General features: G+C 69.5%; 16 protein-coding genes. 3 read left to right on the top strand and 13 right to left on the bottom strand.

Features of this window, described 5'->3' with window-relative positions; translation table 11 throughout:
* Positions 1-232: 232 nt before the first annotated feature.
* The gene (locus tag FHX31_RS08810; protein ID WP_225319486.1) at positions 233-1,405 is read right to left on the bottom strand and encodes a glycoside hydrolase family 3 N-terminal domain-containing protein; all 1,173 of its coding nucleotides are present in this window, start codon (positions 1,403-1,405) and stop codon (positions 233-235) included.
* A 171-nt stretch (positions 1,406-1,576) separates the two neighbouring features.
* Between FHX31_RS08810 and FHX31_RS08805 the strand changes: the two genes are divergently transcribed.
* A complete protein-coding gene (locus FHX31_RS08805) occupies positions 1,577-2,023 on the top strand; it encodes a DUF305 domain-containing protein (protein WP_013476057.1) in 447 nt (148 codons plus the stop codon).
* A gap of 132 nt (positions 2,024-2,155) precedes the next feature.
* Here FHX31_RS08805 and FHX31_RS08800 read toward each other — a convergent pair whose 3' ends face one another.
* Complete coding sequence (locus tag FHX31_RS08800; protein ID WP_013476056.1) at positions 2,156-4,213, bottom strand: heavy metal translocating P-type ATPase; 2,058 nt, start codon at positions 4,211-4,213, stop codon at positions 2,156-2,158.
* A gap of 351 nt (positions 4,214-4,564) precedes the next feature.
* Here FHX31_RS08800 and FHX31_RS08795 point away from each other — a divergent pair, with 351 nt between their 5' ends.
* Positions 4,565-7,432 carry a glycosyl hydrolase family 65 domain-containing protein gene (locus FHX31_RS08795; protein ID WP_052166169.1) on the top strand — a complete coding sequence of 956 codons (2,868 nt, stop codon included), beginning with the start codon at positions 4,565-4,567 and terminating at the stop codon, positions 7,430-7,432.
* Between the two features lie 73 nt (positions 7,433-7,505).
* On the opposite strand, the gene FHX31_RS08790 is transcribed toward FHX31_RS08795, so the two are convergent.
* From FHX31_RS08790 to FHX31_RS08765, 6 genes are all read right to left on the bottom strand, one after another.
* A complete protein-coding gene (locus tag FHX31_RS08790) occupies positions 7,506-8,129 on the bottom strand; it encodes a class I SAM-dependent methyltransferase (RefSeq protein ID WP_030271507.1) in 624 nt (207 codons plus the stop codon).
* A gap of 115 nt (positions 8,130-8,244) precedes the next feature.
* Positions 8,245-9,183, bottom strand: coding sequence for a F510_1955 family glycosylhydrolase (locus FHX31_RS08785; protein ID WP_030271505.1), 939 nt, complete (start codon positions 9,181-9,183; stop codon positions 8,245-8,247).
* 266 nt (positions 9,184-9,449) lie between these two features.
* Positions 9,450-10,562, bottom strand: coding sequence for a sensor histidine kinase (locus FHX31_RS08780; protein WP_036310736.1), 1,113 nt, complete (start codon positions 10,560-10,562; stop codon positions 9,450-9,452).
* On the bottom strand, positions 10,562-11,287 hold the full coding sequence (locus tag FHX31_RS08775; RefSeq protein WP_047890774.1) for a response regulator transcription factor: 726 nt from the start codon (positions 11,285-11,287) through the stop codon (positions 10,562-10,564). Before FHX31_RS08775 ends, FHX31_RS08780 begins: the two co-directional genes overlap by 1 nt.
* Before the next feature lie 5 nt (positions 11,288-11,292).
* Positions 11,293-11,949, bottom strand: coding sequence for a hypothetical protein (locus tag FHX31_RS08770; RefSeq protein WP_198039661.1), 657 nt, complete (start codon positions 11,947-11,949; stop codon positions 11,293-11,295).
* 5 nt (positions 11,950-11,954) lie between these two features.
* Positions 11,955-12,203, bottom strand: a complete 249-nt coding sequence (locus FHX31_RS08765) for an SHOCT domain-containing protein (RefSeq protein ID WP_030271497.1) — start codon at positions 12,201-12,203, stop codon at positions 11,955-11,957.
* A gap of 435 nt (positions 12,204-12,638) precedes the next feature.
* Between FHX31_RS08765 and FHX31_RS08760 the strand changes: the two genes are divergently transcribed.
* Entirely contained in the window at positions 12,639-14,126 is a 1,488-nt protein-coding gene (locus FHX31_RS08760; protein WP_083395384.1) for a recombinase family protein, read from the top strand.
* A 316-nt stretch (positions 14,127-14,442) separates the two neighbouring features.
* Here the strand turns inward: FHX31_RS08760 and FHX31_RS08755 are convergent, their stop codons facing one another.
* The 5 genes from FHX31_RS08755 to FHX31_RS08735 are packed head-to-tail and all read right to left on the bottom strand — an operon-like array spanning position 14,443 to position 21,257.
* Positions 14,443-15,750 (bottom strand): DUF2399 domain-containing protein, encoded by a 1,308-nt coding sequence (locus FHX31_RS08755; RefSeq protein WP_235437322.1) that lies wholly within the window; start codon positions 15,748-15,750, stop codon positions 14,443-14,445.
* The gene (locus FHX31_RS08750) at positions 15,747-18,830 is read right to left on the bottom strand and encodes a coiled-coil domain-containing protein (RefSeq protein ID WP_071098615.1); all 3,084 of its coding nucleotides are present in this window, start codon (positions 18,828-18,830) and stop codon (positions 15,747-15,749) included. Before FHX31_RS08750 ends, FHX31_RS08755 begins: the two co-directional genes overlap by 4 nt.
* Positions 18,827-19,492: a hypothetical protein gene (locus FHX31_RS08745; RefSeq protein ID WP_047890772.1), complete on the bottom strand. Its 666-nt coding sequence runs from the start codon at positions 19,490-19,492 to the stop codon at positions 18,827-18,829. The genes FHX31_RS08750 and FHX31_RS08745 overlap by 4 nt, the downstream gene beginning before the upstream one ends.
* A complete protein-coding gene (locus tag FHX31_RS08740; protein ID WP_047890771.1) occupies positions 19,489-20,037 on the bottom strand; it encodes a hypothetical protein in 549 nt (182 codons plus the stop codon). Before FHX31_RS08740 ends, FHX31_RS08745 begins: the two co-directional genes overlap by 4 nt.
* Positions 20,034-21,257: a hypothetical protein gene (locus tag FHX31_RS08735; protein ID WP_047890770.1), complete on the bottom strand. Its 1,224-nt coding sequence runs from the start codon at positions 21,255-21,257 to the stop codon at positions 20,034-20,036. Before FHX31_RS08735 ends, FHX31_RS08740 begins: the two co-directional genes overlap by 4 nt.
* Positions 21,258-21,624 lie beyond the last annotated feature (367 nt).

Here is a 21,624-nt window from a genome sequence, read left to right as displayed (position 1 = left end):
GTGCTGTCTCCCTTCGCCGCTCGCCGTCAGGCACTGTGCGAGATCTTGGGCCGAAATCAGAGGGTGCCCTGCCTTACCGGACCCTCACCCGGCACGTGACAAGCCCATCGTCGGGTCCGGCGTCTGCCGATCCAGCCGTCTCCTCACCCACTTCTACTATCATGAGGTAGTAGCCGACGCATGTTGTGCCGCGAGCACGCACACGGGTTGGAGCGTGCCCGGAGCACCTCGGTCAGCGTTTCGGGCGGAGGGAATCCACTCGCGCGACGGACTGGTCGATGCGGTCCTCGGTGATGCGCCCGGCCCGGACGAGATTGGTGATCGTGTCGACTGTTTCCTCGACGACTCTCTCGTTGTGTACCTGCTGGTTGGCGAAGACGAGCAGGTCGAGGCCGGCCTGCAACGCCAGGGCGACCGCCTCGGCGGCACCGTACCGGTCGGTGATGGCGACCGCCTGCATGTCGTCGCTGACCACCGGCCCGCGCCAGCCGAGCCGGCCGCGCAGCAGATCGGTCACGGTCGCGGCTGACAGCGACGCCGGGTACGCCGGGTCGAGCTGCTTGTTCAGCACGTGGGCGGCCATGACGGAGTCGGCGAGGCCGGCCTGGATCAGCCGTTGGAACGGTTCGAGTTCCTTTACCTGCCAGGTGTCGCTGACGTCGACGACCTCGAAATCGGTGTTTCCGGCGGCGCTACCCGATCCGGGAAAATGCTTCAGGCAGGTTTTCACACCAGCCGCCCGGTGCGCCTGGATCTCCTCCGTGGCGTTGCTGACGACCACGTCCGGGTCGGCCGAGAAGCTGCGACCCAGCTTGCCGATAGCCCTGCTGTCGGGGTTGATGTTCAGGTCGACGACCGGGGCGTAGTTCAGGTTGACCCCGATCCGCGTCAGCCCCGCCACCAGTCCTCGCGCCCAGTCGCCGGTCGCCGACGTGGAGTTCTCCGCGCCGATCTCGGCCTCCGACCTGGTCGCCGGGAAGCCGTTGCTCGGGTTGAGGCGGGCGGTACGGCCACCTTCCTGGTCGATGGAGACGATGAGCCGGCCGGGCGAGGCGCTTTTCAGGGTATTCACCAGGCCCGTAACCTGCTCGGGCGAGCGGATGTTACGCACCGACTTGCTCTCCAGGTCCTGGTCGAAGAGGATCACACCGCCCAGACCGTCCCGCACCGCCTTGATGATCCAGTTCGGGGCTTGGGCGCCGCGAAAGCCGACCACGAGCAGGCTGGCGATCTTTCGCCGCAGCGCCGCCCCGGCTCCGCGCGATGCGCCGGTCGGCCGTGGGCTGCTCGTTGGCCGGGGCGTCGAGGATGTGGCGCGGTGCGACTCGCAGCCGGCAACGGCTGCCACTGCAGCTGAGCCGAGTCCGGCGAGCAGCAGCCGGCGGGGCAGGTGAACGCTGTCCACCCCCGCACGTTAGGACCCATGCCCGCCCGATGCGTCCTCACCCAGAAGATGTCATCCGCTGGTGGGACGCCTCGACGAAGCGTGGTGAGAGTTGCGTCGGTTGGATCTGGTCTACCCGGGTACTGAGGGCCCTTGCCCGATGCTCACCACGCTGTCCACTCCGGAGGAGCGATGAAGCAGAACTATGTTCGGTTCGGTGTCGTCCTGGCGGTGAGTCTGGTCGTCATGTTCGTCCTGACCCTGTCGCAGATCCGCCGCTTCGGCGACTTCTACCTCAACCTGAGCAACTTCTACATGTCACTGATCATGGTGTCGATCATGGGCGTGATCATGATGGGCGTCATGAGCAGCATGTTCACCAACAAGCGTCTCAACATCATGCTGTACATCGCGTTCGCTGCTGTCTTCATCGGCGGATTCGCTGCCGTGCGCACCGAGCCGTTCGTGGGTAACGAGGGCTTCTTGAAGTCGATGATCCCGCACCACTCCCGGGCCGTGCTGGTCTGCCAGGAATCAGATATCACCGACCCCGAGATCATCGAGCTCTGCGACCAGATCGTGAAGTCACAGGAGGAAGAGATCACACAGATGAAGAAGATCCTCAAGGACCGCTACTGACTGGGTCGGCACTGAGGACGACCGAGGTCCGGTTGGGCCCTCAACCTCCCCCGGACGCGTCCCTACCGCGCCGTGACGGTCAGCGGGGCGACCGTTGCCAGCGCCAGCGACTGACAGGACTGACATGCGTCTTCAGTGGTCCTGTGGTGTGAGGTGCACCCAGCGCAGCGTCTGGGCGTTGAGGGCGACGACGATGGTCGAGGCGGACATGAGCACGGCGGCGGCGGCCGGGCTGAGTGCCACACCGGCCCAAGCGAAGACGCCCGCGGCGACGGGGATGGCCACCACGTTGTAGCCGGCGGCCCAGACGAGGTTCTGGACCATTTTGCGGTAGGACGCCTTGGACAGGCGGGCGGTGGCGGAGATGCCACGCGGGTCGGAGGAGGCGAGGACGACGCCGACGGATTCGATGGCCACGTCGGTGCCGGCGCCGATGGCCAGTCCGACGTCCGCGCGGGCGAGGGCGGGGGCGTCGTTGACGCCGTCGCCGACCATCGCCACCCGGTGGCCGCGCTGTTGCAGGCCGGCGACGATCTCGTCCTTGTCGGCGGGTAGCACCTCGGCGAAGACCTCGTCCTCGCCGGGACGGAAACCGAGATCGGCGGCGACCGCGTCGGCGACCGGGCGGGCGTCACCGGTGATCATCGCGATCTTCCGAATTCCGAGTTGGCGCAGCTCGGCGATGGCCTGTCGGGCCTCCGGGCGTACCTCGTCCTCGAGCGCCAGCGCGCCGAGCAGCTGGGGCGGGCCGTCGAGGCGGGCCAGGTAGAGCACGGCGGCGCCGCGCGCCGACCACGCCTGCTCGGCCTGGCGCAGTTCGGCAGGGACGTCGGCGTGCAGTTCCCGCAGCAGGGCCGGGCCGCCCACCGCGTATGCCGCCCCGGCCACGGTGGCCTGCACCCCGCGGCCGGGCAGCGACCGGAACTCCGAGCCGCTTGCCGGTCCGACTCGTTGGGCGGCGGCGACGATGGCCCGGGCGAGGGGATGCTCGCTGTCGGCCTCAACTCCGGCGGCCAGGCGCAGCACCTCGTCCTCGTTGGTGCCGTCGGCGGCGGCGACGCCGGTGACGGTGTGCTGGCCTTTGGTCAGGGTGCCGGTCTTGTCGATCAGGACCGCGTCGACGGTGCGCATCCGTTCCAGGGCGAGACGGTCCTTGACCAGGATCCCGGAGTTGGCCGCCACGCTGGTCGACAGGGCGATGACCAGTGGGATCGCCAGGCCGAGGGCGTGTGGGCAGGAGATCACCAGCACGGTGATGGTACGGACGACGGCCTGGTCGACCCGGCCGAGCGCGGACCAGACGATCAGGCTGAGCAGCGCGGTGGCGGTGGCGATGTAGAACAGCCACGCGGCGAACCGGTCGGCCAGCGCCTGCGCCCGCCCACCGGCTGCCTGCGCCTGCGCGACCAGCCGTTGGATGCCGGCCAGGGCGGTGTCCTCCCCCACCGCGTCGACCTGGACGCGGATCGCCGAGTCGGTGGCCACGGTGCCGGCGACCACCCGGTCCCCCACCCGACGTGGGACCGGCCGCGACTCGCCGGTGATCATCGATTCGTCCAGCTCGGCGCCGCCCTCGACGACGTGCCCGTCAGCGGGCACGCGTCCACCGGGGCGGACCAGCGCCCTGTCGCCGACCCGCAACTCGGCCGCCGCCACCCGCTCGACGGCTCCGCCCGGGCCGACCCGCTCGGCCTCATCGGGCAGCAGGGCGGCCAGCGCGGCCAGGGCCCCCCGGGCTTGGCCGATGGCTTTCATCTCCTGCCAGTGGCCGAACAGCATGATCGTGACCAGGGCGGCGAGCTCCCACCAGAAGTCCAGGCGGAACAGGCCGACACTCGTCGCCGCGGAGGCGACGTACGCCACGGTGATGGCCATCCCGATCAGCAGCATCATGCCGGGGGCGCGGTCGCGGACCTCGCGGACCGCGCCGACGAGGAACGGCCAACCGCCGTAGAAGAACACCACCGACCCGAGCACCGGACCAACCCACAAAACACCGGGGAAGTCCAGCGAGTAACCCAGCCAGTCCATGATTAGACGGCTGGTGAGGACGACCGGGATGGTCAGCGCCAGACACACCCAGAACCGGCTGCGGAACATCTCGGGGGTGTGGCCGGCGTGCTTGTCGTGCTGCGGGTGCGTCCCGGCGCCGCCGCAGGCATGGCCGGGCTGCCCGCCGCCGTGGTGCACCTGCCTCGCCTCCCGAAACCTGTCTGCGGCCGCCGGGTGCCACGCTCACCGCCCCGGCACATCAGCGGCTGGGGCGGCGCTGCGCCGACGCCCCAGGTCTTCACCATCGCGGGTGCGACGGCGCGCCGGTGGGATCTCAGCGATTCCGCCGCTGGCTGGCCTGGCCACGGATAGGGTCTCGCTGGAAGGTCTGCGGCTCCTGCCGGGCGGGCCTCCTCACCCGAAGGCTCGTGGAGGCGGGTGGTGACTACTTGCGGCGACAGTGGCATCGACGCGCGAGACAGCTGCGGTGCTGACAGGTTTCGCCTGCCCCTCGAACGTCTCGACGCGGTCCTGTTCGACCTGGCAGCGGTGTCGGAGCACAACCCACCGGCCACCTGGGGGCCGCCGACTGCGGTGATGGTCGCGGAGGCGCAGAGCCTGCTCGGGTCGCTGCGCCGGTCGGGGCTGACGTCCGGAGTCATCGGCCGGCCTGGCAACGGATTCGGCATCGACCAGCTGACCGACCTCGTGCTAGACGGCCAGGAGGTTACGGCGCGGCTGCCGGACCCGGCGGTCCTGCTGCAGGCGGCAAGGCTGCTCGGGGTGCATCCGGCGCGAACCGCGGTGGTGCATTGCGCGCCGGCGGGGGTGCAGGCCGCCTGTCGCGGCGGGTTCGGGCTGGTCGTGGGTATCGCGTACGGCGGGGCCTGGGCAGCGGCCGAACTGCGGGCGCACGGCGCGGAACCGGTGCTGCGCGGTCTGGCGTACGTGACGGTCGACGAACAGGCGATGCGACGCCGATGGTGGCAGCCGGCGTCGACGGCCGGCGCCGAGCACGCCGGCTGGCTTCTCGACTACACCGGCGTCGACCTCGCGACGGAGGGGATCCGCGAGACGCTGTGCACGATCGGCAACGGCTACCTGGCCACCCGCGGCGCGGCACCGGAGGCCGATGCCGGCCGCAGCCACTACCCGGGCACCTACGCCGCTGCGATCTTCAACCGGCTGCGGACGCGACTGCATGAGCACGTCCATGAGGACGAGAGCCTGGTCAACCTGCCGAACTGGCTGACGCTGCGCTGGCGACGGCCCGGAGAGCGGTGGGTGAGACCGGACGCGCGCGGCGTCAGCGAGCACCGGCAGACGCTCGACCTGCGAGCCGGGGTGCTGCACCGCCGCTACCGGCATGTCGACGGTTCGGGCCGAGCCACCACCATGGTGTCGCGCATGCTCGTCTCGATGGCGACGCCGCACCTGTCCGCGTTGGAGACCACGCTGGTGCCGGAGAATTGGTCGGGCACGCTGCAGGTGCGCTCGGGCATCGACGGTCGGGTCGCCAACCGGCAGGTCGCCGAGTACGGGCCGCTGGCCGGCCGGCACCTGCGCCCGGACGGGCAGGGACGAGACGGCGACGACGGACTGTGGCTGCGGGTCAGCACGACCCAGTCCCGGGTCGAGGTCGCGACCGCCGTGCGTACCCGGCTGTTCCAAGCCGGCGTCCGCGTGGACGCACAACGGCGCGTGGACATGCTGCCCGGTCGTCCGCAGGAGACCTGGACGGTCGCGGTGCGCGCGGGCCAGCCGCTGCGCGTGGAGAAGATCGCCGCCCACCACACCTCCCAGGACCGGGCGGTCACGGAACCTGCCGCCGCGTCCCGGGACGCGGCGGCCCGGGCCGGCTCCTTCGCCGAACTGCTCGGTGAGCAGGTCCGCGCGTGGCGGCGGCTGTGGGAACGCAGCCACATCGAGCTGCACACGGACCATCCCTGGCCATCGCTGGAGCTCAACCTGCACACCTTCCACCTGCTGGTCGCCACCTCGCCGAACGTCACCGACCTCGACGCCGGCGTCGGTGCGCGCGGCCTGCACGGCGAGGGGTACCGGGGTCACGTCTTCTGGGACGAGGTTTTCGTCCACCGGGTGCTGGCGCTGCACCTGCCCGAGGCCAGCCGCGCGCTGCTGCTCTACCGGTGGCGTCGCCTCGACGCCGCGCGGCGGGCCGCGGCCGCGATCGGCTGCCGGGGGGCGATGTTCCCGTGGCAGTCCGGCAGCGACGGCCGGGAGGAGACGCCGAGGGAGCTGTTCAACACCCGTACCGGCCGGTGGATGCGGGACCGGTCGGCGCGGCAACGGCACGTCGGCCTGGCGGTCGCGTACTCGGTGTGGCAGTACCACCAGGCCACCGGGGACCTGGACTTCCTGCGTACGCATGGCGGGGAGCTGATCCTGGAGACGGCCCGGTTCTTCGCCGACCTGGCGCGGCGCAACCCGCGCACCGGACGGTACGAGATCACCGGCGTGATGGGCCCGGACGAGTTCCACGACGGCTACCCCGACCGCGAGGCACCCGGCCTGGACAACAACGCCTACACCAACGTGATGACGGTGTGGCTGCTACGCCAGGCCCTCGCGGTGGTCGACCTGCTGGCCTGCCGAGACGGCACGAGCCTGCCCGACCGGCTCGGCATCGACGACGGCGAGCTGGCGCGGTGGGCCGAGATCACCACCAGGATGTACGTGCCGTGGCACGACGACCGGATCATCAGCCAGTTCGACGGCTACGCCGACCTCGCGGAACTCGACCTCGACGCCTACCGCCGCCGGTACGGGAACATCGGCCGGCTCGACCTCATCCTCGCCGCCGAAGGGGACTCCCCCAACCGCTACCGCATCGGCAAGCAGGCGGACGTGCTCATGCTGCTCTACCTGCTCTCCGCCGAGGAACTGCGCGAGCTGCTCGCCGGCCTGGGGTACCACTGGCCACCGGAGGCCCTGCCCCGCACCGCCGGCTTCTACCTGCACCGGGCGAGCCACGGATCGACGTTGAGCAGGGTGGTGCACGCCTGGGTGCAGGCCCGCACCAACCGGACCGCCTCCTTCGGAAACTTCACCGACGCGTTGGCCGCCGACATCCGCGACACCCAGGGCGGCACCACCCGGGAGGGCATCCACCTCGGCGCCATGGCCGGAACCCTCGACCTGGCCGAACGCTGCTACCTGGGAATCGAGACCCGGCAGGACGCCCTCTGGTTCAACCCCCGCCTACCGCACGAGATCACCCGGCTGCACACCCTGATCACCTACCGCGGCCACCAGCTGCACGTCACGGCCACCGGCAGCGCCCTCGCCCTCATCGCCTCACCCTGCAACGCGGCACCGGTCACCGTTCACGTGGCGAGACAGCCGCCGCAGACCATCGGCGGAGGCCAGCAGGTGTCGATCTCCCTGACCGGCTGAGGCCGCCGCTGGCACCCTTGCTGGTCAGGGCGGAACCCCTCGACGGACAAGTTGGGCAGGGCGGGAATCTCCCTCACGTGCCGGCCGGCTTACTGGCTGCGAGGCGTTCGATCACACCAGCGGCGAAGCGCTGATGCTGCTCGATGTGCAGACCGGCCGCGGCCACGTCACGGATGGGACGCCGCCGGAAATGCTCACCGGCCGCCGGAACGCTGACCAGTTCGATGAGGCGTTGAATCGCCCGAACGGGACGATTGGCGCCGACCACATGGTCGGCCAGCAGGAGCAGACCGCCGGGGCGCAGGACCCGGATCATCTCCTCGACCGCGCGGTGGTCGTCCGGGATGGCGCAGAGTGAGAGGGTGCAGACGACGGTGTCGAAGGTGGCATCGGGAAAGTCCAAGTCGTGGGCGGTACCGGGCCGCAGGTCGACCTCCCGGCCCAGTTCGGTGGCCCGCCGGCCCGCAATCTCCAACATCCTCGGGCTCAACTCGACCCCGGTGATCCGTACGCTGTCCGGGTAGTAGGGCAGATTTCGCCCCGTGCCGATGGCGACCTCGAGGGTGGCGCCGGTGGCCTGCCGGCAGATCCACTCCCGGGTGTCGCGCAGGAAGCGGCGTTCGATGAAGGCCATCTGCCGGTCGTAGCCGGCGGCGTGCCGGTCCCAGACGCGGCGCTGCTTCTCGTCGTCACTCATGGTGGCGAAGATAGGTGACCTGCACCAACTCTGCCGGCGTACCGACCTGCCGGCCGTCGCCGGACCCTGAGTGCCAGCGAGCACCCGCTGTGGCCACGGTAGCGGCCCGGCGACCTCACTGCGGCACGTACCGGTCGGTCCAGGTGGCGCCCGCGTCGGTGGTGGCGACGACCCGGTCACCGGCGAGCGCGGCGAAGAGCGTGCCCTTGTCGGTGGCGATGCTGTGCGGCTGCCCCGGCACCGCTCCGCGGCGCTGCCACTGCTGCCCGCCATCGGTCGAGGACCAGATCGCTCCGTCCTGGGCCACCCCCCACACGCCGGTGCGGTCCCAGGCGAGTAGGCCGACAGCGGGAGCGCCCGCGACCGTCTGCCAGCTCCGGCCGCCGTCGGTGGAGCGCTGCAGCCCGTCGCGCCCCACCGCGAGGATGCTCTGCGCATCGGTCGGGCTGACCGCGAACTCCCCCATCGCCACCCGGGACCGCTGCTCCCAGGTCCGCTGGTCGACGCTCACCATGAACGCACCATCCGTGGAGTTGTAGCCGTACACCGAGCCGTGGGCGGCCTGCAGCCCGTGGAAGTCCGCCGCGCCGGAAAGCGACTTCGCCCGCCAGGTCACCCCACCGTCGGTCGACTCGATCAGACCTACGTTGGCCGGGCCGTCCTCGGAGTGGCCGGAGGCCAGGAAATGCCCGGGGCCGACCACGGTGAAGCCCATCAGGTCCAGGGCGTCCTTCGATACCCGCACGGCGGTGTGCGCGTCGTCGACGCGGAACAGCCCGACGTGGGTGGCGACGTACAGGGCCCCGCTGCCCGGGTCGGTCGCAACCCCGTGCACGTGCCCGAACCCGTCGTGCCCGGTACCCGCCGCGCCGTGGTCAGCCGAGGAGCCCTGGTCCCGCAGGACGAACACCACCACGGCGGAGAGGACGGCCAGCGCGGCCAGCGCCGTCACGACGATCTTCCGGGTCGGCCCGGACTGCGGCTCGCCGGCTTGCGCCTTACGCGCGGAGCCGGATCTGCTGCTCGGTCGCGTCGGCTGCGACGTCCTGCTCATCGGCTGCGTCCACCTTCTCATCGTTGATCAACTTGCTGGCCGAGGGCCCCTGTCCTGGCAGGGTTCAGGGTGACCTTCCGCCCCCACCAACAATGACGCGAAGTCGGCGGAAGACCCGTCCGAAGACCATGAAGATTCGCTGAAGAACGGGCCCGGGCTTCAGTAGGGGCGGGGCGTCGGTCGCGTGGGAGACGCACCCGACCGCATCCCCGCGTACGTGTGATCGGGCGCACGTCACATGCTTCCCCCGCCTGCGTGCCGGCAACTCAGCGGGCCGGCATTGCGGGCAGGGTGAGGGTGAAGGTGGCACCGGCTCCGATGCCGGCGCTGGCGGCCGAGAGCCGGCCGCTGTGGGCCTGGGCCAGGGCGCGGGCGATGGTCAGCCCGATGCCGCTACCCCCGGTAGTCCGGCTGCGGGCCGGGTCGGCCCGGTAGAACCGATCGAACACGTGTGGCAGGTGCTCGGCGGCGATGCCCTCGCCGGTGTCGGCGACCGCGATGGCCGCCTCTCTGGCGCTGGAGCTGGTGGTGATCGTGACGCTTCCGCCGGTGGGAGTGTGGCGGAGCGCGTTGCCGAGCAGGTTGTCGAGGATCTCGCGCAGCCGGTCGGGGTCGGCGAGCGCCCGCGCCGGCGCGGGACCGGCCCGGTGTTCGAGGACGACGCCCTTGTCTGCGTAACCGGCGGCTGCGGCGCGAACCGCCTCGTCAACGACCACGTCGACGTCCAGCGGCTCGACCCGCAGGTCGGCCCGGCGTTCCTCCGCCCGCGAGAGGCCGTGGATATCATCGGCCAGGCGGTCCAGCCGCCTGGTCTGATCGCGAAGCGTCCGCCACGTATCCGGGATGGCGGGGATGACACCGTCCTCGATGCCCTCGAGGAAGCTGTCGACGGTGGCGATCGGGGTACGCAGCTCGTGTGCGAGGTCGGCGAGCAGCTCCAGCCGGCGCCGTTCGGTGTTCTGCAGCGTGGCGGCCATCCGGTTGAACGCGTCATCCACCGCGGCGAGCTCCGCTCCCAGCCGGCTCGGCGGCATCCGCGCGTCGTAGTCACCGTCGGCGACGCGGGTCGCGACTCCGGAGAGTTCGGACAGCGGACCGGCCAACCGCCGCGTGATGAACCAGCTCACCGCCAACGACGTCACCAGAGCGGCGCCAACCGCCACACCGAGCGCGACGAGCAGCGTGGCGATCAGGGCGGACTCGAGATCCTGGGTCATGCCGGCGGACATGCCCATCATGCGGTGCAGGTGACTGCGGAACAGGGCCGGCGCGACGGCGAACGCCACCAGCACCAGGGTGACCGCCCCGGCAGCCACGATCAGCGACTGCGCGATGAACAGCCGGGTCGAGAGCCGGTCGGTTCGCAGTCCGGGCCGCATCAGCCCGGACCCATCCGGTAGCCGACGCCACGGACGGTGCGGACGTAGCGCGGCTGGGTGGCGTCGTCGTCGAGCTTGCGACGCAGGTTACCGACGTGCACGTCGATGACGTGCTCGTCGCCGTACCAGTCGCCGCCCCAGACATGGTCCAGCAACTGCCGCCGGCTGAACGCCACCCGGGGCTGCGCGCTGAGCGCGTCGAGCAGGTCGAATTCGGTGCGCGTCAGCTCAACATCCTGGCCGCGCACGCGGACCTCCCGCCCGGCCACGTCGATCTCCAGGTCGCCGAATCGGCGGACCTGGGTCTCCGGTACGGCCGAAGGCGTACGCGGGCGGCGAAGCATGGCGCGCACCCGGGCGACCAGCTCCCGGGGTGAGAATGGCTTCGTCAGGTAGTCATCGGCCCCGACCGACAACCCCACCAACTTGTCCACCTCGTCGCTCTTGGCGGTGAGCATGATGATGTACGCGTCGCTGAACGCCCGGACACGCCGGCACACCTCGACGCCGTCGATACCGGGCAGCATCAGGTCCAGCACGATCACGTCCGGCTCGGTGTCGCGGGCCGACTCCACGGCGGCGTTGCCGTCTGCGGCGGTGACCACGTCGAAGCCCTCCCGGGTCAGGTAGCCGGAGACGACCTGCACCAGGGGTGGCTCGTCGTCGACCACCAGCGCGCGGAACCGGGCGCCCCCGGCGCCCGGCTCCACCCCGTCAACCCGCATGGCACCTATTCCTCGCTCATGGTGACGAACGTCCCGTGCCACGTGTGATCCCACACCGCGCCGGTGTACGCGTTCACCGACATCATCCCGACCGGCCTTCCGTCCCGCAGCGTGTGCAGGGTGTAGTACCCGGGGAACTCATCGGCCTCGCCGGCAACCAGTCCCCTCCCCTGCCGGTCGAGCCAGCGCTGGGCGATGGTGGTGGCTTCGGCCGCCGACACCCGCGCCGCCCCGGTCGTCGCGCGGGCGTGCATCCCGTAGCCGGTGTTCCACATCATCGCCGGACCGTACTCGACGCTGACCCCACCACTGCCCGGATCGATCAGCACCTCCGTGGCACCGCGCCCCGCTGCTGTGGTCAGTTCCGCGTAGTAGCCGTTGGCGAACTGCATCGTCTCACCGACGCGCAGACCGAGCCGGTCGGCGAACGCGGCCCCGCGTTGACGGGCCTGGTCCAGCGACTCCACCCGCTGCCCGTCACCGGCCAGGCCGTAGGAACCGCCCATCATGCTTGCGCCGCTCATCATGCCGGGGCCGGAGTGGCCGCCCATCATGTTCCAGTTCGGGGGTGATGGATCGGCCGCCGCCCAGGCTGCCCCGGTGGTCACCGCTGTCACCGCCGCGACGATCGCCGCGGCCAGCGCCGCCCGCTTGTGCCTCATCGTCCTCACCTCCGGGCCGAACGGGCCGCCGCCAGGTCCTCGCGTGCCCGCCGGTACTGCTCGACGTCGATCTCGCCGAGGGCGAACCGACGGTCGAGGATCTCCTCCGGCCGCTCCGGCCGGCCACCCTGCTCCGAGCGGCCCCGGGGCAGCAGAACGCCGACGCCCCAGACGATCAGCCCGACAACCACGATCCAGAACAGGGCCATGAAGATCCAACCGCCCATCCCCATACCCCAGCCGTAGCCCATCATCGCCGTCTCCCTACCTCGCTTCCGTGCCTTACGCCATTCATGCTCCGACCGGCGTCTCAACGACCGATGCGGCGTACCGTCAAGATTTCGTCAAGGCCTCCGCTCACCGTGCGGTGACACCGCATAGGCACACATTCATGGGCTACGCACGCAAGGCCGATGGCGGTGTCGATCGGCTTGCCTCCCCGAGAGGTCGGCGAAGACCGCGTCCTCCCCTGGACAAGACCAAGATCGACCGTGACCGGGCATGTGCCACGGGTGATCATAAGGATCTTCAACCACTACGAGATCGACAGAACGCGCCCCACTCGACCGGCGGTTGCCCTACCAGTCGAGCCAACAGGTCTGTGTGCGGGGCCGAGTCCAGCCAACCCCTGCGTCGTTGTCCACCAATATCGAGATGAGTAACTGCAAACCTCAGTGTGGGAGGTCCTGGTGCAGGACTCGGCGAAGCTCGACGCCCCCGACCTGCTCGGCTGGTGGATACGGCAGCCGAACCGGCGACGCCGCCCACGGAAGCGGCGCCCGATAACACCACATCCCCTGGGCATCCGCTTCGCGTTCTACGGCCGGATGTCGACCCGGGAATTCCAGGACCAGCTGTCGTCGGCGCGCTGGCAGCGCGACTTCGCCGAAGACGTGATCGACGGCCGAGGCGTCATCGTGGCCGAATTCTTCGACGTAGGCCATTCCCGGCAGTTGCCCTGGCCGCGCCGCCCGCAAGCCGCGCGACTGCTGGCAGCCCTCGCCGACCCCGACCGCGGATTCGACGCGGTGGTAATAGGAGAGTTCGAACGAGCCTTCTACGGCAACCAGTTCCGCGACCTCGCGCCGCTGTTCAAACTCTACGGCGTCGAGCTGTGGCTGCCCGAGCTCAACGGCCCGGTCGACGCCAGCAACGACCTTCACCTGTCGCTGCTGGCCCTGCTCGGCGTGCATTCCAAACGAGAGGTCCAACGCTCGCGGTTCCGCGCCAAGGCCGCCATGCGGGCCCAGGTCATCGAGCAAGGCCGCCACCTCGGCGGCCGACCACCGTACGGTTACCGACTGGTCGCGGCAGGACCGCACCCGAACCGGGCCCACGCCAAGTGGGGACGCGTGGCCCACCGGCTGGAACCCGACCCTGCCACCGCTCCGCATGTCCAGTGGATGTTCGCCCAGCGCCTCACCGGGCGCAGCGTCGCCGGAATCGCCCGCGACCTCAACGACCGGCACGTGCCCTGCCCGTCCAGCGTCGACCCCGGCCGAAACCGGCACCGCAGCGGCGCCGGATGGACGCTACGCACGGTGGCATCGATCCTGGCCAACCCTCGCTACACCGGCCGGCAGGTCTGGAACCGGCAGCACACCGACCGCGGCCCCCTCGACGCCGCCGATGACCTGCTCGGTCAATCGGAGGTACGCCGCTGGAACCTGATGCAACAGTGGGTCATCTCCCGGGACCTTGCGCATCCGCCGCTGGTCAGCGAACACGATTTCGTCGCCGCACAGCAGACCAACGCCCTGCCGGCACCCGCCGACGGGTCGAGCGGACGCTACCTACTCACCGGACTGATCCGCTGCCAGGAGTGCGGCCGGATCCTCGACTCGCACTGGGTCAACAGCCACGCCGCCTACCGGTGCCGTCACGGTTTCCGCAGCGCGGTCCCGGCCGGCACCACCCGGCCACGCATTGTCTACATCCACGAAGCCAAGGCCATCCGGCAGCTCGCCGAACACCTCGGCATGCCGCACACCGACCCCCACGCAGTGGTTGACGCCCTACTTGAACACGATGCCCTGGTCAGCTGCGCCATCGGCGGCGCGCTGGGCATCCATTCGATCCCAACCCCCACGCCGACTTATCGACCGCAAGCGATACCGCATCAGCGCCGAACAGCGGAAACCCCACCGAACGCCATCGCTGACACCCGTGGGGGTTAACGTGTCCGAGACACGTCTACGTAGCACCCATATTCGAAATGGGTGTTCATGCGCCAACAGTAGCGAACTACGTTGCGTAACACTAGACCACAAGCATGGATCGCCGGGGGAAGTCCCTCTAATTTGCTGTCCCCACGCTACGGCACGATGCGGAGCCTTTGGTCAGGTCACCTTGCCCTGCGTTCCACCGACGCCAGCCATGGCGGCTGTAGCCATCTGCGGCAGGATGTTGTGGGTGTGGAGCGAGTGGGCGAGTGGCTTCGTGCCGTCGTCGATCGATTCGCATCGAGTGACTGCACTGCGGGCTGCGCCGCCGTCAGTTTCGTCGAATCCGATCCAGTGCTTCGGTCAGCGCTGCTTTCACGGTCGCCTCCTGTTCGATGGCGTAGCCACGATCCAGGCAGTTGCGGGCAAAGGCTCCGATCTGATCGTTCCGGGTCGCGAACGGTTCCAGATGTGCCCGGCTGTGAGCGGAGAAAGCCCGGCCGGGTTGGTGCCGTGCAGCGCCGACGTCGATGACGTGGACTGTCAACTCTGCGGCGAGGTGGTCGTGGATTCTCGCGGCGATACGCACTCCGCCAAGGTCGGCGTCGGTGCAGATCAGTGTTGACGAGGCCTGCACTGCTGCTTCGGCAATCAGGTTGAGGACGGGCTCTGGTGGCTGGCCGTGGCACCAAATGACCGGCACGCCCGCGTCGATATCGCATAGCGTTTCGGCGGCCTGCCGGTTTTCGATGATCAGAAGCGGCCCCGTCCCGCGGCGTATGTCGATGGAGATCGTGTGCTGAGGGCTGAGCCGGATGTCATGCGGGCCAGGCAGCGGGGAAAGATCGATGACGGCATCTGAGACCTGCAGCCGGACCGGGCCGCCGATGCCGATGTATGGGCTGCGGGATAGGCCGAGTGCAGCGAGGGCGTCGGGTTCGAATCCGAGCTCGGTCAGCAGCCGCTGAACGTCATCGCGGGCTTTGGTGCTTCCCGCGTGGGTTTGCACGAAGGCGCGGACGGAGTTGTGGACGACGCCGGCGGTCAGATCGGTTGCGGCGGTGACTGCCCAGCCGAGCCGGTCCGGGTGTTCGGTGGTGTGCAGGGCTTGGGCGACGCCGGGCCATTCATCGCGCAGGTCGGCGGCGAGTTCGGCGGCGCGGGACTGCAGGGTGGACCGCTGGTCGCGGCGGACTGCGCGGCGGTACTTCTCTGCGGCAGAGAGGTCGGGGTGCGGGTACACCCGCTTCGGACTCGGTGCTGGCCGGCTGCCTTTCAGGTCGTAGCCGATGGTGACGCACGCGGCCCGGGCGAGGGCGAACACGATCGTCTCGGCTTGGGCGCCGAACTTGTCGGCGACCTGCCGCCAGGCGTGTTCGCTGCGGGTCATCCACGCCCAGTCGGTGTCGGAAAGCAGGCCGGCGGGCCGGCGCGGCGGCTGACCGGGGTTTTCGGCCCGCAGCCGCACGCTGCGGTAGTACGGGTCGCCGTTCCGGTCGCGTGGATACCGGCCACTGGCTGGTAGCGGCGCGTACACGACCAGTCCGGGATAGTCAGTGATCCAGGTCAGCACGATTTCACGATCCGGTTCTGCGTCCGGGACGGCGTTGTCGGATGCGGAGCCGCCTGGGATCGTCACGCTTGTGTCTCCCCGCGGTAGGAGGTCATCCACATGCTGAGCAGCTCGACGCGGGCTGTTTCGGACTCGCTGCCGACGACGACGGGTGCCTGGTTGTAGGCGTATGCGTCCGAGGTTCGCCGTAGCTTGATGTACAGGCTGGAGGAGCCGACGGCGTACCGTTCCATGTCGTCCTGCAGGGCGCCGACGACGCTGATCGCCCGGTCCCGGCCGATGTTCTCGAACAGGGCGACCGCGTCACGGCGGTGCGCAGAGCCGAGGTTGCGTCCGAGTTCGTCGAGGACGAGCAGCAGCGGCCGGTCCTGCGAGCCGGCAAGCGCGGCCGCGCAGACGAGTTTGACGGCTTTGTCGTCCATCTGGGCGGTGTTGCCGCGCAGCTGGTACGACGACAGTGGTTTCCCTTCGCCGCGTCGCCACCGTGGGGTGCTCGCCCACTGCCAAGGCTTCTGCGGGTCTGCTGGTGGTTCTGGTTCGGGGAAGTCGAGGGCGCCGCCGTACCCGCCATACGCCTGGTCGAGGGCGTCGAACTCGTCAGAAACCTGCTTCAGCTTGGCTTTGATGGCCTTCGCGAGGGTGGCTCGCACTGCGGTCGCCGCGAGTTGGGCCTCCCTCAGGTGGTCTTCGGCGCTCTGCAGCGTCCCGGTGAGTCGTTCCCGTTCGGCGCTGATCTCGTCGAGTTGCTGCCGGTCGATGCTTTCAAGGTCGTCGAGGTGCTGGCCGATGATCCGCAGTACCTGCGGGATGAGCCGGATGTAGGCGCTGAGCCGGCGGTCGCGGCGCTGCTGGTCGACGACTTTCAGCTCCTCCGGCAGCTGCTCGTCCGGGGTGCCCGGCGGGAAACACGCCTGCTGCAGCCGGTCGGTCTGCCCTGCACACAGGTCGTCCCATTCGGCGACACCGCGTTTCTGCTCCGTTTCGGTGAGGGTGAGCAGGTGCTGTTCCGCGGACGCGAAGGTGCCCGCCCACGCTTCCTGCCGACGTGGCAGGTCCAACTCCGCCCGCGCGTCGATTTTCGCCTGCCACTGATCCTGGTTCTGCTGCAGGTCCCGGCTCAACCGTTCCTTCTCCGCTTTCGCGGCGGCGATCCGCTCGTTGCGGCCGCTCTTCTCCGAAAGCGCCGTCAGGTAAGCCTTCTTCGCATGGGCATGTGGGGCAGCGAGTTCGTCCAGCTCCTCATCGATCTTCGCGTTCTTCTTCCGTAACTTCCCGACCTGGGAGTCGATCTCGTCGGCCTCGAGCGCCGCCTTGGCTCCCTCGACCCGCCCATCAGCACGCTTCTTGGCCCGCTGCGCGTCCCGAACGCTGTCGTCCGCCTCACCGTCGTCAGCGGACGCGGCGGTGAGGGCGTCACGGGCAGCCTGAATCCGGCCGGCGCGGCCGGTCATGGCTTCTGCGTACCCAGCAATACCATGCACCCCGGCGGCCGTGTCGATCAGTCCACCGGTGCCGGCACGGTCCCGCAGAGCGGTCAGGAACCGGGCCACGGTCACCACCGCGTTCGCCGCCGCTGGCAGGTCTGGGCCACCCGCGAATCCGTCCGGGTCAGCTTCGACGAGCAGCGAGCCGGGGACGTCGGTGAGCGCCGCCTGGGCGGCAGTCGCATCGGTGACGACGACCGCATGCCGATACGGCAGCAGCCGTGCTTCCCAGACAGGGCGCTGCTCGTCGGTGAGACTGACCACGTCGACAAGCGGGACGGCCTCGGTGAAGCCAGCCGCGCGCAGCGCCTGCACCTGGGCGACCGCGACGTCCTCGCCGCGTTCTGCGGCGGCCAGCGCCTTACGTGCGTCCTTGACGGCTTGTTCGGTGATGCCTTTGCGGCGTTGCGCGCGGTCGACCGCGGCGTTGGCGTCGCGGAGCTCATGCTCGGCCTGGGCGACGGTCCGACCGTCCGCGACGACCGCCTTCTCCCGCAAAGCGCGGCTACGTGTGGTGAGGAGCTCGACCTGGGCGACGTAACCGGTCTGTTCTTTCCGTAGACTGTTCACCTCGGCGTCGATGTCGTTGTACGCCTTCACCCGCTGCCGGTAGCTCTCGTCGAACGCCTTGTCGTCAGTAAGTTGACCGACTTTGACGTCGGCAGCGTCGATGGCTGCTTGGAGCTCTTTGCGTTTGGCTTCGAGCTGAGTGATGTCATGCCGCAGCTCCGCGTCCGTGGCGACACCGTCGACGAGGTAGCGGGCGCACCGCGACCGCCAACTGTCGAGCGCGTCGGCCTTTACCGTACGGGCTGCTTCGCGGGCCCGGATCATGTCTTCGGTGACGGTGACCCGCTCGTCCCACCGCTCGTACTCTTCCTTCGCGGTGTTCGCGGCGAGCGCGGCTTGGTACTGATTCTGCCGGGCCGCCTGTTCGTCGTCGATCTCGCGGGTCAGGCCGGTCAGCGCACCGATCGCATCGAAAATCCGCTCCGGGGTCAGCTCGTTCAGTGGCTGGGCCAGCAGGTTCGCTGTAGGGCTGGCTCGCACCGACGTGGACAGGAACGACACGCATCGCACGGTCTGCCCATACAGGGTGCGGGCGAGTTTGTTCGCCCGGATGTCGGTACGACCGTTGCTGCGCGGTAACTCGTCCCACAAGCCGTCGGCGCTGCCGGCCCGGTCGTTTTCGCTGGCACCGTACGCGACGTGCAGCTGCGGCTTCCATCGCAGTTCGACGTGGGGCGCCTGCCGGTTGATCCGCAGCCACACCGTCAGCACGTCCGCCTCAAGTTCGGCGAGCGCCCGGGCGGTGGGCGGGACGAACACGCCGACGATGTAGCCGTGGTCGGCGTTCGCGTGGACGACTTCCTGCCCGGCGAGTTCGGCGGTGAACAGCAGTTCGGCGGCTGCCTGCGCGCCGGATTGCAGCCGCCACTGCTCGTCGGCGTGCAGCAGGCTGAGGCCGGCGATGAACGACGACTTTCCAGCGCCGTTGGAGTCCGACGGTCCTTGGCCGGCGATGGTGATCAGGCCGCGGGAGGTGATCGGGACCGGGTGGGTCGACAGCCGGGAGATATTGATCATTTGGATGCCGGCGAGGACCCGCGGTCCGACGATGTCGGTGGCGCCGTCGTCGACGGGGTTACCTGCTGCGGTCAACGAATGTTCTCCCTGCTGGCGGTGCGGTTGCGGCGTTCACGGATTGCGGCGGCGAGCGGATGGTTCGGGGCGGCGGCGAGGATCAACTGTTCCTGCAGCCGGGCCCGAGCGGCCGGGGTCAGGCGCAACAGTTGCGGGCCGGGCACGTATCCACCTTCGGCGTCGGCGCGGTCGCGGACCCGGGTGAGCAGCCCGGCGGCGACGAGTTTGCTCGCTGCGGCTTTTGCGGCGACCGCCGGGAGTTTGCTGGCCTTCAGGATGTCGGCCTCGGTGGTCGGGTACGGGCTCGTCCAGGTGTCGGGAGCGAGGCGTTCCTCGCTGCGGGCGATCGCGACCGAGTAGATGAGCACGAGAGCGAGCACGGCTCGCTCGACGGTGGTCAGTGGCTGCCAGCCGGCGGCGGTGAGCTGCGCGGCAACTGTGTCGTCATATCCGGAGGTGAACCGCAGCCCGTCGACCTGGACGAGGACCCGGCCGGTGTGGCGCAGCAGTTGCTCGAGTCGGTCCCGGCTGGTCGGGTCCTGCAACGCGTGCAGTTCCTGCCGGTGGACGGGTTCGCGGCTGTGCTCCAGCAGGGCGTACGCCGCTTCGACGTGTTCGCGCTGCCGGTCGGTCAGGGTCGCAAGGACGGAGTCGAACAGCGGGTTCTGGTTGCGGTTCACGGCGCCTCCCCTCCGCCTGGGTCAGACTTCGGCTGGGGGTCGGGGATCATCCGCCACAGTTCCCGGAGCGTGGACAGCTCCAGCGACCCCCACCCGGTGACGCGAGGCCCCAGCCGGACCCGGTCGGCCGTCTGCAGCACCCACCGGGACGCTTCCAGCCGGCGCAGGCTGGCGGACAGCAGCTTGCGCCGGCTGGCCCGGTCCCGGCCCGGGGTCAGCTGCTGTAGCACCTGGTCGACGTCAGTAAGATCGGCCGGCTGGCCCGGCCACAAGTCGGTGCCCGGGTCCGGCCAGCAGCAGCGCAGGCAGGCGGCGAACACTCGTAGCGTGCCGGCCGAATCCTGTAGCGTCGCCGGTTCCTGTCGGTACTCGGCGAGGACCTCCGGCGCAGCACTTGGCGGCAGGTTCGGCAGGAACCACACTGACTGGGCGTCCGGCTCGACCAGGCGCCGCATCCCTGCTGGGGATGGGCTGCCCGCGGGTGCCTGTTGCGGGCCGCCGGAGCGGATCTTCGCCCACCACAGTGCGGTGTCGTGTTCGTTCACGCCGGCGCCTCCGCCGGTGTCCGGCGCCTGAACCAGCCGTCGGTGATCCAGGTCAGGTCTCCGACCACGTTGATCCGCAGCCCGTCCCCCCAGGTCAGCAGGTAAGGCAGCTCGGGTCGCAAGCCGATCGCGGTCAAGTCCGACAGCACCCGACGGCTGGCCGCCCAATCCCCGGCAGTGTCCAACAGCTCGGCGACGGTGACCTCGTCGCGGCCGGCCAGCAGCTCCTCCGCCCGAGTGGCAAGCAGTTCCGCCTCCATATCGGCACCGACCTGTTCAGGGCCTGGTTCATCGTCAATCCGCGGCCGAGGCGGCGGTGTCCGCCCCGTGTCGGTCCGCAACCCTTCTTCGACCGCGTCGAGCAGGTCGTCAACGGTGAAGTGCGGATTCGGCGCGTCGAACAGCAACCCGTCCAGCGCGGCCGCAAGCTCGTCGCCGGTGGCGTCGCGGGCGAAGCTGCGCCACTTCTCCGCTGGCAACAGCCCCAACGCCCGGGTTCGGCCGGCCCGGTCGATCAGTCGCCGCGCCGCGGCGTTCACCGCGTCCCGATACGCGGCCAACGCCATCCGCAGCTGCGTGCACTCTGGCAACAGCTGCGGCCACTTCTCCGTCGCCAGGTTGTGGAAGACGGTCGCCTTGTCGATGAGTTCGCTGTTGCCGAGCATCGGCTGCGCCGAGCTTCGCAACGATTCGACCGTCCCGGACTTCGCCATCTGCATGATGGGGTTCGCCAGCAGCCGGAACACGTTCGCCAGGTCCTGCAGCTGCGCTTGGGCCTGCTCGAGGGTGGTATCGGCGTCCTCGATCGAGAGGCGGGCGATCGACAGCATCTGGTGCAGCTCGCCGAGGCCGCCGGTCTGCGCCAGCCGGCGCAGGAACAGCAGCATCACGTACGGCGCGAACGCCGCCTGGTAGAACATCTCGTTCGGTCGCTCGTTGACTTTGGTAATCGCACGATAGGAGCGCAGCACCTCGAACCGGCGCCGGACCGCGACGGGCGAGGTGTCTCCGAACGCAGCGATCACCTGCTCCACCGTCAAGCCGGCCGGGCCCGCGGACGCGAATGCGTTCAGGATCAGCTCGTCGACGCGGACGAGCGCCGGGTCGTCGACCATCTGGTTCGCGTCACGGGCCAGAACGGCGAACACCTGCCGGTACAGCGCAAGCACGGCAGAATCAGCAGCGTGCTCCTCAAATGGCAGCTCTGCGATCTCGGTCACCAGTTGGTGCCTCCGTTGCCCCCCTTGGATCGGGTGCCGGGGCGGGCTGAAGTGATCGTCGGCGCCTCCGGGATGCCGGTGGCCTCGGCGGTTAAGGTTCTCGCCGGCCGCGAGCCGCTTGGAGCTGCGTCCTCAGGCCTCGGCTGATCGACGGCATGTGCCCGGGACCGCCGTGGCCGGCGTAGCTGACCGCACGCGGGGGTTACTACCAGTACGCTCCGGGTCAACGGAGGATTGTGCATTGCCATCGACAACACAGTCCTCCCCCGCTCAGCCAGATCACACTGCCGCGTCGCCACGAGAGGCCACGCCCGCAACCGTGGTACTCGCGCATCATCTCGGTCTGGAGCCTTTGCGTGGCCAGCTT

The organism is Micromonospora sp. CNZ286 (genome assembly GCF_014207755.1).
This window is presented reverse-complemented; position numbering and strand designations above follow the sequence as displayed.